Raw genomic sequence first — 13,582 nt, 5'->3', positions numbered from 1 at the left:
TCACTCCTTACCGAAATGCGGTCACCGGGCCTGACTCAGTCGCTGAGGCGGCCCAGCAGCGCGCCCTGCCCGGATTGCAGGATGTGGGCGGCCTCAAGCGGGATCCAGAAGCATTCGAACTTCGTCGGCTCGCCGTGGCCGTCGTGGTCTTCCTGGCTCCCCCACCGGTCCGGAGCGTCCTGGCCGAGTTCCAGTTCGAAGAAGTGCCGATGCTGGATCTCGAACCGGTAAGGGCTGATGTCATACTCGGCCTCCCCCAACTTGCGCACGATCGTGAACTCCGAGAGGCCGGTTTCCTCGCGCGCCTCACGCAACGCCGCATTCTCGGGCGTCTCGCCGGGGCGGATGCTGCCGGCGGGGACTTGGATTCCCACTTCTTCCCAGCTGTACTCGGTGTGCCGGAACACCAGCAGCTTCCCGTCACGCACGACATAGACTAGTACCTTCTCCTTGCGGACCTTCTCGGACATCAAGCGCATTCCCTTCCAGCGGAATCATCGAATCGAGGTGGCACAGAACGGACGAGCTGCCAGACCGCGCGCAGCTCGCCGACGGCGAGCAGAGCCGTCGTGCGGGAGCGAGTCTAATCCCCGCCCCGCGCCCGCCGCGCAGGCGCGACACCACCCACAGCGACATCAAAACCACTGTGTTCCAGATACTTTCGCGACACTCGCGCCGCCGGCGCAACCGTGTCGGCGGTACAGGCGCCCCCGGCTCGCGCGACGAGCGCGCCCAGCAACTCGGCCAGCGTAGCCGGTACCATCCCGGCTGCGCGGGAGTGGAAACGACGACACTCGTCGATCAGCGCCGGCAGTTCCGGATGCTCAGCCCAGTACTCCGCCTCCCTGCCGACTGCGGCGGCCTGGTCCAGCACCGAGGTCAACGTCACCGCCTTCTCGGCGGCTGCGATCAGGGGCGTCATCGGTGCAGTCGCGTTGAGCATCGTCATCAGGTACTCGGACTCCCCTGGCGAGCATCCGGTCAGCAGGTCGTCGAGATCGGTGACATCGGTCGAGGGAGCGACCTCGCTGACGCAGTGCAGCAGGGCTGCCACGATCCATTCCGGTGCCACCCCGGGCGCGTGATCACCGATGGTGTTGGCCACCGCAACCGCGTGTGCCAGTACCGTGGTCCCCGTCAGCGGGTTGCCGTGGCCGATGTACCAGCGGCGCGCGATCCGCAGCGCTGCGGCCACGAGCGGGGTGTGATGCATCGGCAGCATAGGCATTGCACACCAAGACCTTCCGGACATGTCAGTGGTACAAGCAAGGCGGTATGGGCTAACACTGACCACTCGGGTCCAGCGCCGAACCGGAGCATCATTCGTGCCGCGCCAGGACGCGGCCCGGCCCGGCATTGTTCTGTTCGGACTGGCCTCCGCATGCATCACGAGCTGAACTCCTTCGATACGGGTTGTGCCCCAGGGGTGTTCACGTCCTCACCTGCGGCTGTGCCCACCCCAGCCCTGGACGGACCGTCCGTTCGGGGCGCGCAGATCCACGCTGCCATGGCCACACACCTGCAACCATGCGGCGGTGTCCTACTTCTGCCCTAGTTTCGTGGTCGAATGGCTACCGTAGAGTGCGCGGCAATCGTGGACACGGAACGGGGGAAGCGCCAGCTCATGGGTTCGGTAGTCGCTCGATGGACGGGGTGGGAGGCTCGCGCACTGCGCGAGGCCAAACGGATGAGCGTGCGAGACTTCGCAGCCCACCTCGGCGTCAATGACGCGGCCGTGTCGAACTGGGAACGCCGCGGCGCCGACGCCCGGCTCCGATACGACACGCAACGACTCCTCGACACCGACCTCACCCAATCCGGCACCGAGATTGCCGACCGGTTCGAACGCATCCTGCACCACGAAAAGGCGGGTGGGGCAGGCTCACTCGCCGCCCCAGCGGCGGCGCGAACACAGCTCGCCGCACGCTCGTCCCAGCGGACCGCGGCTCTTCTCGACACTTTCGCACCCGGACTCACCGAGACGACCTATCTACCCGATACCGTCGCATTCGAATGCTTGGGCCAGTTCCTGGCCTCTCCAGCGAGGGCTTTCGTCCTTGCCGGGCGGGCCGGGAGCGGGAAAACCCGCCTCATCCAGCATCTGGTGCAGCAATGGTCCGATCGCGCGGATTTCCAATCGCACACCTGCACGACGTGGCCGCCCAGCACTGACGTGGCCGCCGAGATACTGCGGTATGCCTCGTTGACCAGCGGTGAGGACGCCCTGCTGAGCCTGGAACACGCAGTCGGCTCGCTGACGCGCCCCTGTGTCGTGCTCATCGACGGCATTGATTCCGACGAGCGTCTCCTGATCGTCGGGCGGCAGGTCGATAGCATTCTACGACAAGCGAATTCGCAGAATCTGCGATTCGTTCTCGCTGTCCGAACCCCACCGGAACTTGATCTTTCGGCCTTTCCTGTCCTCGCAGCCGCGACGTTCAGTCGGCCCGGGACCGCCTTGGAGGCCTCTTACTCGACGACCGCCTGGACACGAGCTCAAGCGCGCCAGGTGTGGGAGCAGCAGAACCGCCACGACCTCGTACCGTTCACGGCGCTTCCCGAGTCGTTGCAAGCACTCGCTACCACTCCCCTCTATATGCAATTGCTGTGCAGTGCAGGAAATTCCACCGACATCGACACCGACATGCACTCGATGTTCCATGTCATCGGACACTGTGTCCGCACGCTCCTGGCCCGCGGTAGCCACCACACCGAGACGGCCATCAACTCCCTGGCACAACTCGCCTGGCAACTGATGCCCGAGGCAATGCCCGAATCGCTGGCCGACACCGCACTGGGCACGGGCATCCCAGTGCTGCCCGATGTGGGACGTGCGGGCGTGTTCCTGATCGAGCAGACCCACGACGGGGGAATTCGGTTCAGCCATGATGTCTTTCGCGAGTACTTCCTGGCGATCCGGATCGTCGATGCCTTGACCACACGCGGCCGGTCCACCGCAACAGTGACCGGATTCAACGAACTCGCCGACCATGCCACCCGATCCGCCGCAGTACGGGGTGTGTTCGATTTCGTCGTCTGTGCGCTGGCAACCTCGGCGCCGAACCTGATCGAGATGATCGCGCTGGCTCCCTCGACCACCGTGGACATCGCGCTGCCCATGCTGATCGAAACCTCCGCAGCACAGGGACTGCCCGTATCCACGGATGTCCTGCGCGCCTGCACATACCGGTGCACGCAGCCCACCGCCCGTCGGCTCGCGCGCGCCCTGCTGGCCACGCCGGATCTCGCCGCAAACCTCGGCGACCAGCACGCCCAGTGGGTAGTCCAGCAACTACAAGTCCACGGTTCGCCGGTTTGGGACGACATCGCCCGCCACATCGAACAGATGCTCGACATCCGGATCAGCAGCCGGATCCTGGGCCACCTCGATCTGGACCACCCGGCCCACGCCGCGTTCCTCGCCCGCCACATCGACCTGTTCGCCACCTCCAACCCCAGCGACGACGGCCTGCTCGAGCGGCTCCTGACGCACATCGACTGGCGAGTACGCGCCGGCCTGGCCGGCGCTCTGCACGGACACCGCCCACTCGCGCACCAGCACACCAACCGCATCGTGGAACGCCTCGTCCGCGACGAGGACTACAAGGTCCGCGCCGCACTCGCCCATATGGTCGGATCCCTGCCGCCCAAACACCGGCTCGAGCACCTCGAGGTGCTCCTGATCGACCGCAACTGGCACGTCCGCGAACGCGCCCTGCAAAGCGTCCTGGCCGCACCGCACACCCCCCTGCCCGATCCCGCACTCGTCGCAACGATCATCGCAACAGCCGCGAGCGATAAGAGCTGGGACGGACCGCCGATCTCGACCGCCAAACTCCTGAACAGGATCCGGCTACTCAGCGGTGACCACGCCCTCCCCGCGTCACCGGCCATCGATGATGCGCTCTTCGGCCTGCTCCGCGAAGTGCAGACCGGCTGGATTCAGCTCCCGCCAGAACTCGAACAATCCCTTGTCGCCCAGGGGGAATCATCCACGCACTGGCTCACCATCCAGGAGGCACGAGCGACCCGGCAACGACACATGCTGCAGCCCGCGGTGGTCAGCGTCCGCGAACACTTCCGGCGCCGCCGTGGCCAACGCTCTCTCCAAGTGGCCCTGGACGTGCACTCGCTCGATCGCGCCATCGCGATCACCCAAGCCGCGGTCGACGCGGGAGCCGACTTCGTCGAGGTCGGCGACCCACTGATCAAACGATCCGGCGTCGCCGCGATCGCCGCCATCCGCCACGCGGTACCCGAAGCCGCGGTCGTTGCGGAAATGATGTCCGCTGACTGGGGCCGCGACCAGGTCGAACTCGCCGCCGAAGCCGGCGCCGACATCGTGCTCCTGATCGGACCCGCATCCGTCGCCAACGTGTCCGCTGCGGTCACCGCCGCACGCCGCCTGGGCGTCACGCTCGTCCTGGACACCCCGGCTGCCCAGCTCAACCCCACCTGGCTGCGCGACATGGAACGCACCGGAATCGACGGGTTCGTCGTCACCACCAACATCGACATCGGCACCGGCAGCAACAACCCCCTCGCTTCGGCCCGCACAATCCGCAGCTGCAGCCAACTGCCCGTCGCGGTGTCCGGCGGCTTCAGCGCCGCCGACGAACTCACCAACAGCCCCGACTGGGACATCGCCATCATCGGCCGCAGCATCGCCGATGCTGTCGCCCCGACCGATCTCACCGACCAGCTGACCAGTATCGTCCGGAAAATCCACCCCAAGGAGCGCCCATGACCGTTATCCCCCTGCAGATCCAGCACATCACCGCAGTCCAGCAACTCATGGAGCTCGGCGAGCCCTACATCCGCGCCCGCGGCCTATCCGAATACTGGCTCTACGCCGAACTGTTCTCCTCAACCTGCCCCCTCACCATCGACGACAACGGAACGGTCACCGGCTCGGTGATCGCATTCAGAAGCCAGGACAACCCATCCGACCTCTACATCCAAGACGTCATGATCCACCCCGAACACCGGCGCCGCGGCATCGCCACCGCTCTCCTGAACAGTGTGCGCACTCAAGCTGAAAAATGGGACTGCACAAGGATTTATCTCACATCCGAGCCGGAAAACCATGCCGCTCACGCCACCTGGACCATCCTCGGCTTCGCCAACGTCCCCGGTGACCACGAAATCGACGGCGTCTCGATCATCACCGACTATAAGGGCCCCGGCCGCAGCCGTGCCGTCTACGAACTCCTCCTCACGTAAGCCGACAAAACCTCGAAAGCCAGGGCGACGGCCAATGAACAGACCTCGGCAAGTTCGCCGACGACGGCTCAATCCCTCCACATGACAACCCTTGAATGACGCTGGGCAGTCCGATGCCGCCGCTCCAGATTTTCCACCTTCGCCTCGGGCGACGTGCAGACCGGTCCACGGTGGTATCTGTTGTGGGTGAAGCGATTCGAGAAGGTGGATATCGGTTACGAGCTGATCGCCGGCATCTGCCCGGGCGACGGCCCGGCGCGTGTGGTCCACATCAATGCTTTGGGCACGGTGCAAGACCAATGGGATCAGGTCCTGCCGCGACTATTTCCGCACCCGTCCACCCAGCTCGCACGGTCGCTTCAACGGACACGTTGGTTTGCAGTCCGGCTACCAGGAGACGTTGCGCGCCCAGGCTCCGCAGGACCGGATCGAGTTCGGTGTAGGCGAAGAAACTGTGCTGGGTCTTATCCAGCACCAGATCGCCGGACTGAGGGGCGATCGCGTCCATCAACTGACCACGCCCGCCGCAGCTCCTCGGGTGACACAGTCGGTAGCAAAATGCCGCGCCGCACGAGGATTGGCGGCCAGCATCCCAGCCGAGCTGGTCACCTGCCGCGAGTACACGATCGGCACATCGGCCGCCCGGGCTACGTCCAACGTGCGATAACGACCACCCGGATCTACCCCGCCCAGCGATAGAACGTACCGACGTCCGCGGATCTGGTTGGGCGCGATGACGTTTCCCTTTGAACGATCGCGATGTACTGTCATGCAAGTTATTTCAGGGTGATGGTCTGCTGTCGACCTCGGGTGAGACTGGTGGGCAGGAACAGGAATGGGTGTCGCCATGGGAGATCGTGCGGCCTGGATCAGTCTGGCGGTTACGGCCGCGGTCATCGTCGTACTGACAGTGGGGACTTCGTTTCTCTTGAAACGACTGGTCAAGACGCTGGCTGCCCGGCAAAGTGCCGAACCCGAGGTCTGGACCCGCATCGACGCGTGCCGCAATCCCGCGATCACTGTGTTGTCTCTGATCCTGGTTCGCACCTATGGTGCTGTGCTGGAATTTCTTACGCACGGTAACCACTGGATCGGTGTGCTGCTCGGCCTGCTGGTGCTGCTGTCGTTCGGGTGGCTGGCCAGCCGCGGCGCGGCGGTGCTGATCGCCGTCATGGCGGTGCGGTTCACCCACTCCACCGGGGATGATCACCAGCGGCTGAGCAGGATTCGCACCCAGCTGAGTGTTTTCCAGCGTGCCGCCTCGGTGCTGATCTGGTTGGCAACCGGCATCTTCGCGCTGCTGGACTTCCCGTCCACGCGGGCGCTGGCCACGAGCCTGTTCGCGTCGGCGGGGTTGCTGGGCTTGGTGTTCGGCCTGGCCGCGCAGGGGACGCTCGCGAACATGATCGCCGGCCTGCAGATTGCCTTCGGCGACTCGGTGCGCATCGACGACACCGTCATGGTGAACGGCAAACACGGTGTGGTCGAGGAGATTACGCTCACCTACATCAGCATCCGGATGCACGACAACCGCCGGATGATCGTGCCCGTCACCGATTTCGTGAGCCAGCCGTTCGAGAACTGGACCCGCAAGAGCGCCAGTGCCCATGCCGACAGCTACCTGTATGTCGACCACGCCGCACCGCTCGAGACGCTGCGCACCCGCCTGCACGACATCCTCACCGCCAGTGAGCACTGGGACGGATTGGAGGGTTCGCTGGTGATTGCCGAATCGAGCAGCTCCAGTTTGAAACTCAAGACCACGGTGAGCGCCTCGTCGCCGCAGCTGGCGACACAGCTCGGCGAACATGTGACTGAGCAACTCACCGTGTTCCTGGTCCGGGAGCTGCCCGCCGCGCTGCCCGGTGGGCGGTAGCGGCGGGACCGATGCGGGAAGGGCGGCGGCATGACGGCCGGGGAACTGGCGGCGAGTCGAGAGACGGCGGCCGCCGAATTCAGCGACATCGCGCGATCACAGATCCTGGCACGGTTGTGGGGCGCCGCTGCGCGTGAGTCTTTGCCCGGCGTCGTCGGTCGTCGACTCGAGCGGGAGGATCTCGTCGTCACGCTCACCAGCGGGTCCGATCTTCGTGGGTCCGTCGATGCCGCTGCGCTCTACGCGCAACCGTCACCAAACTTCGGGATCTCACTGGGGGATTCGGTAGTCGACGACCCGACAGCATTGGCGCGCTTGCTGGGCGGCACGAGCGCTGCCACGGATCGATTTGCGGGCGAGGTGGCCAACAGCGTCACCAACCTCGCGTTGGCCTGGGAATCCGCCGCCCGTGACGATAGGCCGATCCGGGATGACGCCGATTGGGAGCAGCTGGTAGTCCAGGGCCACCCCTATCACCCGTGCTGCCGAACCCGCACGGGGATGAGCGAAACGGAAGTGCTGGCTTACGCCCCGGAACATCGCCCGATCATCGATGTGGATCTGGTCGCGGTGCCACGAGCGCAGTGGTACGGCTCCGGGCGCTGGCCGTCCCGGTTGACCACACCGGACGAGTTTCTGCTGCCGATGCATCCCTGGCAGCGCGACCACGTGTTGCCGCGCTTTCCCGGCCTGGTACCGACCGGGCAGACGATCGAAGCCAAACCCCTGCTGTCGTTACGGACGGTCGCGCCACTGGGAAACTGGGCCGGCTACCACATCAAGACGTCCCTGGACATCCAGATGACCAGTGCCCTGCGCACGGTGACCCCGCGGGCGGTCGACAACGGCCCCCGCCTGTCGGCGCTGGTCACCACGATGCTGGACGCGCTGGGGCACAGTCTCGGCTTCCGAGTGCTACGCGATCTCGCGGGAGGCGCGGCCCGGATCGACGGGACGCCGCGTCCCAGTCTCGGTGTCCTGCTTCGGGAATCGCCACAGGCATATCTTCGCCCCGGGGAACAAGCGGTACCGATCGCCGCGCTGTGCGCCCGGCCCGAGCTGGCCGGCGCGGACCCGGCGGCATGGTTGTCCAGGATCGCCGAGCTCCTGTTGCCGCCCACGCTGGCCCTACTCGCGGCCGGAGTCGCATTGGAGGCACACGGCCAGAACACACTGGTCGTGCTCGCCGGCGGGGACCCGGTGCGGATTCTCTACCGAGACTTCGGCGGCATGTGGATCAGCCCCCGAACAGTGGAGCGGGCGGGTTTCACGCCACCACCGGTGGGAGACGATGTCGTCAGCGACGATTCGACCACGCTGCGCAACACCCTGCTCTCGGCCCCGGTGTGGGGCTCCCTGGGAGAGTTGGTGGCGGCTCTGTCCGGCCGTTACGGGATCGAGCCCGAAAAACTTTGGCGCCCAATTGCTGTCGTCGCCGGGCACATCGGTCCGCATGGAGATTGTCTGCTCGCCGAGTCCGTTCCGATCAAGGCGACGACGGCGATGCGGCTGGCCGAACGTTCGCTGGACAATCTCTGGGTGAATCTTCCCAACCCGCTGGTGAAATTCGCATGATAAGGATTCCGCCCCGGGTGGTCGACGCTCTGGCCGCCGTACCCACGCCCGTGTGTGCGTACGTCTACGACCGCAGCGTGGTGGTGGACCAGATCGCCCGGGTGCGAGCGCAATTGCCGCCCGGAGCGGAACTGTACTTCGCGATCAAGGCCAATAGTCACCCGTCGCTGCTCGAGGCGGCCCTGCCGCATGTCGACGGCGTGGAGGTCGCCTCCGGCGGCGAGCTACGCCTCGCGGCAGCAGCGCAGACCCCGCGAATCGTGTTGAGCGGACCGGCCAAAACCGATGCGGAATTGACCCACGCATTGCGCCAGTACGGAGCGCGCGATGCGCACGAATGCCGTGTCCTGATCAATGCCGAGAGCCTGCACGAGCTACGCCGCATCGACCATCTCGCCCGCCGGAACCAGGTGACCGTCGACGTCACCCTGCGGATCAACCGGAAATCGCGGGCACCCCATGGCGCGTTGCGGATGACCGGCGACACCGTATTCGGTATCGACGAGTCACAGTTGGGCCCGATCGTCGGCGAGGTGGCCGAGCTCGACTCCCTACGGCTGCGGGGATTTCACCTGCACGCGGTCTCCAACTGCCTGGACGCCGGAGCCTATGCCGAGTTCGTCCGCGACTCGGTGTCGTGGTCGCAGCGTACCGCCGACGAGTTGGGTATTTCCCTGGAGGTCATCAACGTCGGAGGCGGGATCGGAGTCGACTATTCGGGATCGCAAGCGTTCGACCTCACCGAACTCGGTGCGCAACTGCCGATACCGCCTCGCGGAATCCGATTGATGTTCGAACTAGGTCGTTTTCTGACTGCCGACGCCGGCTGGTATGCCGCGGAGGTGGTGGACCTGAAATCCAACCACGGCAGATGGTTCGCCAGCCTCCGAGGAGGAACCCATCACTTTCGGCTCCCGGCGGCGTGGCGCTACAGCCATCCCTTCGCTGTCCTGCCCGTCGAGCGATGGCCCTACCCATTCCCCCGCCCGACCGTTGTCGATTCCGAAATAGACATAGCCGGGGAACTATGCACCCCACGAGATGTGTTGTGCCGCAACCAATGGGTCCAACGACTGCGCGTCGGGGATGTACTCGTATTCGCGCGTACCGGCGCCTACGGATGGGAAGTTGCCCACCACGACTTCCTGAGCCACGACCCTCCGCGATTCCTCATACTTTGACCGCGTGTGTATAGCGGAACCGATGGCACAGCGTGTGCTTCGGGGAGGCGGGGTTCGGGTGCTTGACTCGTTCGGCTGGAGCGAGACGATCAGGCAATGAGGAAGGAGGGGACTCCCGAGCAACGTGCTTTGTAGGTCAGCTCCAAGGGCCAAGGGAGCCAGTCTTACTGTCAGTGTGTTCACGGTGCTGACCCAATGCTGTCGACCAGACCACTCGGATTTCGAAGCCGGTCGAGCAGCCGAGATGTCGGCGTTCACGGAAATCCCCAGGTTGAGCCGACAGCCGCGACCCGCCCCAGCCCGGTTGGTCGTGTTGGCGTGGTCGGAGGGCTGGAATCCCCCACCCACCCGCCAACCCTGTCGCGTCCACCTGAAGTAGCCGAATTCAGCGCATCGGATCGGTCTGCGTGCGCACCGCACCAGGGGGCGTTGGGCGATCCGTGCTCCGGCTGTTTGAATCGGTCATGGGTGTTATTGCGGCTGGCCGGGATCCGGTCGTGCTGGAAGTCCCGATCACCCTGCTTGCGTGGTCGATAGCGATATCAGATCCTCGGCCAATGCCCTGAGCCGGATCGCCGGTCCACCCGTCAGGTAGATCCCGCCGACCGCGAAGGCGCCGACGATAGCGATATGGAGCTGATCGGCAAGTCGGTCGTTGTCGCCGACGCCGAGCCGTGCGGTCAGCGCGCGTAGCCGGCGCGCGAGTTCGTGTTCGTGTGCGGCGCAACGCTGCCGGATTCGCTCTGAATCCGCACTGCTGAATTCCGCTGCTGTGTTGACGAACGCGCAACCACGGTAGCCCTCGCGTGTTGCCAGTTCCTGGATCCAGGCGAGCTGTGCGTCGAGTTCGGCCCGCGCGCCGGGGTATTGCGCCGCGGTCTGGTCCCACCGGGCCCAGAAGTTGTCGTCGCGCTGCTGCAGCACAGCCAGAACGAGGTCGTCCTTGGCGGGGAACCATCGATACAGGCTCGCTTTCGCCATCCCCGCTCGTTGCACGACCTCATCGACACCGATGGCACGCACACCGTTGTCGTAGAACAGTTCGCTCGCGATACCGATGAGCTTGTCGCGCACCGCGATACCGCGTAGCTGCTTGGGCTTTCCGCTCGCGGGCTCGCTCATGTGCGCTCCGGCGTGTTCACCACGATTGCGGTCTTTCCGAAGCCGCGTCGGTCCTTGACCCAGCGCTGGGCCTCGGCGGCGTGGGACAGGTCGAACTCGGCGCCGACAACGACGCGAACCGCGCCCGAATCGACCAACTCCGAGATCGCCGCGAGCGCTACGGGATCGGGTTCCACCAAGCATGAGGCCACGCGGATACTCCGCTGCGCTGCCGCGGCCCGGTATCCCTCGATCGACCATGCGGTCGCCAAGGCGATCGCGCCGCCGGGTGTCACGTGATCGAAAAGCGATGCGCCGAAATCGAATCCGACCAGATCGAGCGCCGCGTCGAAGTTCCCGATCGCCGTGACAGCGTCGGAATCGGAGTAGTCCACGCAGGTGTGGGCGCCCAATTCGTGCAGTGTGGCGTGGTGATCGGGACGCGCCAGGGCGGTGACCGTGGCGCCGCGCGCGACCGCCAATTGCACCGCAATGTGCCCCACGCCGCCGGAAGCTCCGCTGATCAGGACGTGCTGACCGGCGCACGCCTCGACAGCGTCGAGCATCTGCCATGCCGTCAGAGCTGCCATCGGAAAGCATGCCGCCTCCACGAAGGATGCCGACCTCGGCATCGGTGCCAGATGGTAGGCGGGAACGGTCATGTATTCGGCGTATGTGCCTGCGGGATAGGGAAACCAGGCCAGACCATAGAGGCGGTCACCCACCGCATGGCGGGTGACTCCGTACCCCACCGCATCCACCACACCGGCGACGTCCCAGCCGGGGATGCAGGGCAGCCGCATGGACTGCTCGTAGCCGGAATTGGCGCCGGTGTACGTGTCGATCGGGTTCACGCTGGTCGCCCGCACCGCGATACGGACCTCCCCGGCGGCGGGCTCCGGCCGCGGGACGTCGACGATCTGCAGTGCCGATCCCCAGTGTTCGTGCCGGGCCGCGCGCATCGTTGTACTGCTCGGCCGGCGAGCGCCGACGATCACGATGGCCGAACCAGGGCAGTCGCGTCGACGCCGCACTGCCGGGCGACCCCGGCGACGTCGAAATGGAAGCTCTCCCAGCTCACCCGGCCGTCGCGGAACCGGAAAAGAATGAAGACCGGTACCGAGACCCGATTACCGTTCGGCACTGCGCCACCGGCAGTGAACGCCGGGGTGAAGGCGATTTCGCCCCAGCAGCACAGGGTCTCACCATCTAGACCGTGACCGTCGAGCCGGACCTCGTAGTCCGGTGCGAACGCGAACCACCCCGTGATCGCGCCTTCGATCTCGGTCCCGGCGTAGCGGGATCCCAGCGAAGGCGATTCGAGCACGCCGTCCGGGTGGTACACCGCCATCGTGGCCGCCACGTCCTGCCGGCTCTTCGCCTGTGCCAGCCGTTCGACGATCTCGACGGCCTCCCTCGCGTCCAGGGCTTGCGCAACCATGTACTCGCCTCCATCGCGGCAAAATCGAGACTGATCTGTCTCGATTTCATCGTAGTGACGGGGTCGCAAGGGCGTCAAGACCGGCTTGGTCGCAGTCCGTTCATGTGGGCGGCGAGGCGGGTCAGTAACGGTACGCAGTCCCGCAGCTGCTGCTGCTCGTCCGGGGTGAGCGCGGCGTGAATGGCGCTGCCGAGTGAGGTGGCGCGCTGGATACGTTCGCGCCGCAGGCGGGCACGGCCGGCATCGGTGATGTACAGCAGGTGCTTGCGGCCGTCGTCGGGGTAGGGACCGGTACGCACCAAGCCGCTGCCGAGCAGCTCCTTGACGGACTTGGCGGCCGACTGATGCGTCACGTTACGCCGGTGCGCCAGTTCGGCGGTGGTGTGCGGGCCATCGCGGTCGAGGTAGCCGAGAATGGCGGCTTCTCCGGGAGGCGCGGTGTCGATGAGCCGCACGGCGCGGACCAGAGCACCGATCGCGTGCCGCAGATCGTCGGTCGAATTCGTAAAGGAGAGTTCGACCTTCACCGGCGAGGACTCACCGATGGCGAACCTTCTGCTGTTGGTGATGGGGGCTTTCGCCAAGTCCGAGCGCGCAATGATCCTCGAGCGCCAGCGCGAAGGTATCGCCGCCGCCAAGACCCGCGGTGCCTACACAGGCCGCAAACCTGCCCTCAGCGATGAGCAGGCAACAGCAACCGCGCGACCGGGTGGCCGCAGGCGAACGGAAGTCGGTGCTGGCCAAGGAATTCGACATCAGCCGCGAAACCGTCTCCAACTACCTGCGCACCGACGCCGCAGGATCTCGGCCACAGAACGCCGAAAACCCCAGCCCGGCCTTACGACCGTCAACCACAGTGGAAAAGAGGGGCAGACAGCGACTGCCCACATCCGAAACACTCTGTCCGCGCGCCGGAGGCGCGCGGACAGAGTGTGAAATCCTTTCGGTGTATCGGTACTCAGGGGGCCGTGATGGTATCGGTGTCCAGGGTGATCGCGCCGTTGAGGGCCAGGACATTGCCGTTTACGGTGTTGCCGCCGGTCACCGTCGCCGAGGTGAAGATCAGGATCCTTCCGGCGAAGTTGGTGTTGGCGCCCAGTGTTGCCGAGCTACCGACCTGCCAGAACACGTTGTTCGCGGTGGCCCCGTTGATAAGGTTCACCGCACTGCTGGCCCCGGTGATCA

General features: G+C 65.5%; 14 protein-coding genes. 6 read left to right on the top strand and 8 right to left on the bottom strand.

Annotated elements, in window-relative coordinates; genetic code table 11:
- Window positions 1-35: 35 nt before the first annotated feature.
- Both ABH933_RS44180 and ABH933_RS44175 read right to left on the bottom strand, forming a co-directional pair.
- A complete protein-coding gene (locus ABH933_RS44180; RefSeq protein ID WP_429428921.1) occupies window positions 36-470 on the bottom strand; it encodes an NUDIX hydrolase in 435 nt (144 codons plus the stop codon).
- Between the two features lie 113 nt (window positions 471-583).
- On the bottom strand, window positions 584-1,228 hold the full coding sequence (locus ABH933_RS44175) for a hypothetical protein (RefSeq protein ID WP_429428919.1): 645 nt from the start codon (window positions 1,226-1,228) through the stop codon (window positions 584-586).
- Between the two features lie 339 nt (window positions 1,229-1,567).
- Here ABH933_RS44175 and ABH933_RS44170 point away from each other — a divergent pair, with 339 nt between their 5' ends.
- Window positions 1,568-4,747 (top strand): orotidine 5'-phosphate decarboxylase / HUMPS family protein, encoded by a 3,180-nt coding sequence (locus tag ABH933_RS44170; protein WP_429428917.1) that lies wholly within the window; start codon window positions 1,568-1,570, stop codon window positions 4,745-4,747.
- Window positions 4,744-5,223, top strand: coding sequence for a GNAT family N-acetyltransferase (locus ABH933_RS44165; RefSeq protein ID WP_429428915.1), 480 nt, complete (start codon window positions 4,744-4,746; stop codon window positions 5,221-5,223). The genes ABH933_RS44170 and ABH933_RS44165 overlap by 4 nt, the downstream gene beginning before the upstream one ends.
- A gap of 271 nt (window positions 5,224-5,494) precedes the next feature.
- On the opposite strand, the gene ABH933_RS44160 is transcribed toward ABH933_RS44165, so the two are convergent.
- Window positions 5,495-5,731 carry a cysteine hydrolase family protein gene (locus ABH933_RS44160; protein WP_429428913.1) on the bottom strand — a complete coding sequence of 79 codons (237 nt, stop codon included), beginning with the start codon at window positions 5,729-5,731 and terminating at the stop codon, window positions 5,495-5,497.
- Window positions 5,732-6,058: 327 nt separating this feature from the next.
- Between ABH933_RS44160 and ABH933_RS44155 the strand changes: the two genes are divergently transcribed.
- From ABH933_RS44155 to ABH933_RS44145, 3 genes are read left to right on the top strand one after another with little or no spacing between them, the layout of a single operon-like run.
- Entirely contained in the window at window positions 6,059-7,099 is a 1,041-nt protein-coding gene (locus tag ABH933_RS44155) for a mechanosensitive ion channel family protein (RefSeq protein ID WP_429455313.1), read from the top strand.
- Between the two features lie 30 nt (window positions 7,100-7,129).
- Complete coding sequence (locus ABH933_RS44150) at window positions 7,130-8,674, top strand: IucA/IucC family protein (RefSeq protein ID WP_429428909.1); 1,545 nt, start codon at window positions 7,130-7,132, stop codon at window positions 8,672-8,674.
- 17 nt (window positions 8,675-8,691) lie between these two features.
- Window positions 8,692-9,855 carry a hypothetical protein gene (locus tag ABH933_RS44145; protein WP_429428907.1) on the top strand — a complete coding sequence of 388 codons (1,164 nt, stop codon included), beginning with the start codon at window positions 8,692-8,694 and terminating at the stop codon, window positions 9,853-9,855.
- Between the two features lie 513 nt (window positions 9,856-10,368).
- Here the strand turns inward: ABH933_RS44145 and ABH933_RS44140 are convergent.
- From ABH933_RS44140 to ABH933_RS44125, 4 genes are all read right to left on the bottom strand, one after another.
- A complete protein-coding gene (locus ABH933_RS44140) occupies window positions 10,369-10,977 on the bottom strand; it encodes a TetR/AcrR family transcriptional regulator (RefSeq protein ID WP_429428905.1) in 609 nt (202 codons plus the stop codon).
- Window positions 10,974-11,918 (bottom strand): NADP-dependent oxidoreductase, encoded by a 945-nt coding sequence (locus ABH933_RS44135; RefSeq protein ID WP_429428903.1) that lies wholly within the window; start codon window positions 11,916-11,918, stop codon window positions 10,974-10,976. Before ABH933_RS44135 ends, ABH933_RS44140 begins: the two co-directional genes overlap by 4 nt.
- A 32-nt stretch (window positions 11,919-11,950) precedes the next feature.
- On the bottom strand, window positions 11,951-12,397 hold the full coding sequence (locus ABH933_RS44130) for a nuclear transport factor 2 family protein (protein WP_429428901.1): 447 nt from the start codon (window positions 12,395-12,397) through the stop codon (window positions 11,951-11,953).
- Between the two features lie 74 nt (window positions 12,398-12,471).
- Complete coding sequence (locus ABH933_RS44125) at window positions 12,472-12,981, bottom strand: MarR family winged helix-turn-helix transcriptional regulator (RefSeq protein WP_429428899.1); 510 nt, start codon at window positions 12,979-12,981, stop codon at window positions 12,472-12,474.
- Here ABH933_RS44125 and ABH933_RS44120 point away from each other — a divergent pair.
- Window positions 12,941-13,333 carry a recombinase family protein gene (locus ABH933_RS44120; protein ID WP_429428897.1) on the top strand — a complete coding sequence of 131 codons (393 nt, stop codon included), beginning with the start codon at window positions 12,941-12,943 and terminating at the stop codon, window positions 13,331-13,333. The genes ABH933_RS44125 and ABH933_RS44120 overlap by 41 nt on opposite strands.
- 22 nt (window positions 13,334-13,355) lie before the next feature.
- On the opposite strand, the gene ABH933_RS44115 is transcribed toward ABH933_RS44120, so the two are convergent.
- Window positions 13,356-13,582, bottom strand: a 227-nt coding sequence (locus tag ABH933_RS44115; protein WP_429428895.1) for an ice-binding family protein, incomplete at its 5' end; no start/stop codon positions are given.

This window comes from Nocardia sp. GP40 (assembly GCF_050434125.1).
In the GTDB taxonomy this organism is placed as follows: domain Bacteria; phylum Actinomycetota; class Actinomycetes; order Mycobacteriales; family Mycobacteriaceae; genus Nocardia; species Nocardia albiluteola.
The sequence above is the reverse complement of the archived record's forward strand: the minus strand, read 5'-3'. Positions and strand labels throughout refer to the sequence as shown.

What these genes read in the sequence shown, in the direction of transcription:
- ABH933_RS44180 (WP_429428921.1), bottom strand. Translation starts at nt 470, where the DNA reads ATGTCCGAGAAGGTCCGCAAGGAGAAGGTACTAGTCTATGTCGTGCGT.
- ABH933_RS44175 (WP_429428919.1), bottom strand. Translation starts at nt 1,228, where the DNA reads ATGCCTATGCTGCCGATGCATCACACCCCGCTCGTGGCCGCAGCGCTG.
- ABH933_RS44170 (WP_429428917.1), top strand. Translation starts at nt 1,568, where the DNA reads ATGGCTACCGTAGAGTGCGCGGCAATCGTGGACACGGAACGGGGGAAG.
- ABH933_RS44165 (WP_429428915.1), top strand. Translation starts at nt 4,744, where the DNA reads ATGACCGTTATCCCCCTGCAGATCCAGCACATCACCGCAGTCCAGCAA.
- ABH933_RS44160 (WP_429428913.1), bottom strand. Translation starts at nt 5,731, where the DNA reads ATGGACGCGATCGCCCCTCAGTCCGGCGATCTGGTGCTGGATAAGACC.
- ABH933_RS44155 (WP_429455313.1), top strand. Translation starts at nt 6,059, where the DNA reads ATGGGTGTCGCCATGGGAGATCGTGCGGCCTGGATCAGTCTGGCGGTT.
- ABH933_RS44150 (WP_429428909.1), top strand. Translation starts at nt 7,130, where the DNA reads ATGACGGCCGGGGAACTGGCGGCGAGTCGAGAGACGGCGGCCGCCGAA.
- ABH933_RS44140 (WP_429428905.1), bottom strand. Translation starts at nt 10,977, where the DNA reads ATGAGCGAGCCCGCGAGCGGAAAGCCCAAGCAGCTACGCGGTATCGCG.
- ABH933_RS44135 (WP_429428903.1), bottom strand. Translation starts at nt 11,918, where the DNA reads ATGCGCGCGGCCCGGCACGAACACTGGGGATCGGCACTGCAGATCGTC.
- ABH933_RS44130 (WP_429428901.1), bottom strand. Translation starts at nt 12,397, where the DNA reads ATGGTTGCGCAAGCCCTGGACGCGAGGGAGGCCGTCGAGATCGTCGAA.
- ABH933_RS44120 (WP_429428897.1), top strand. Translation starts at nt 12,941, where the DNA reads ATGGCGAACCTTCTGCTGTTGGTGATGGGGGCTTTCGCCAAGTCCGAG.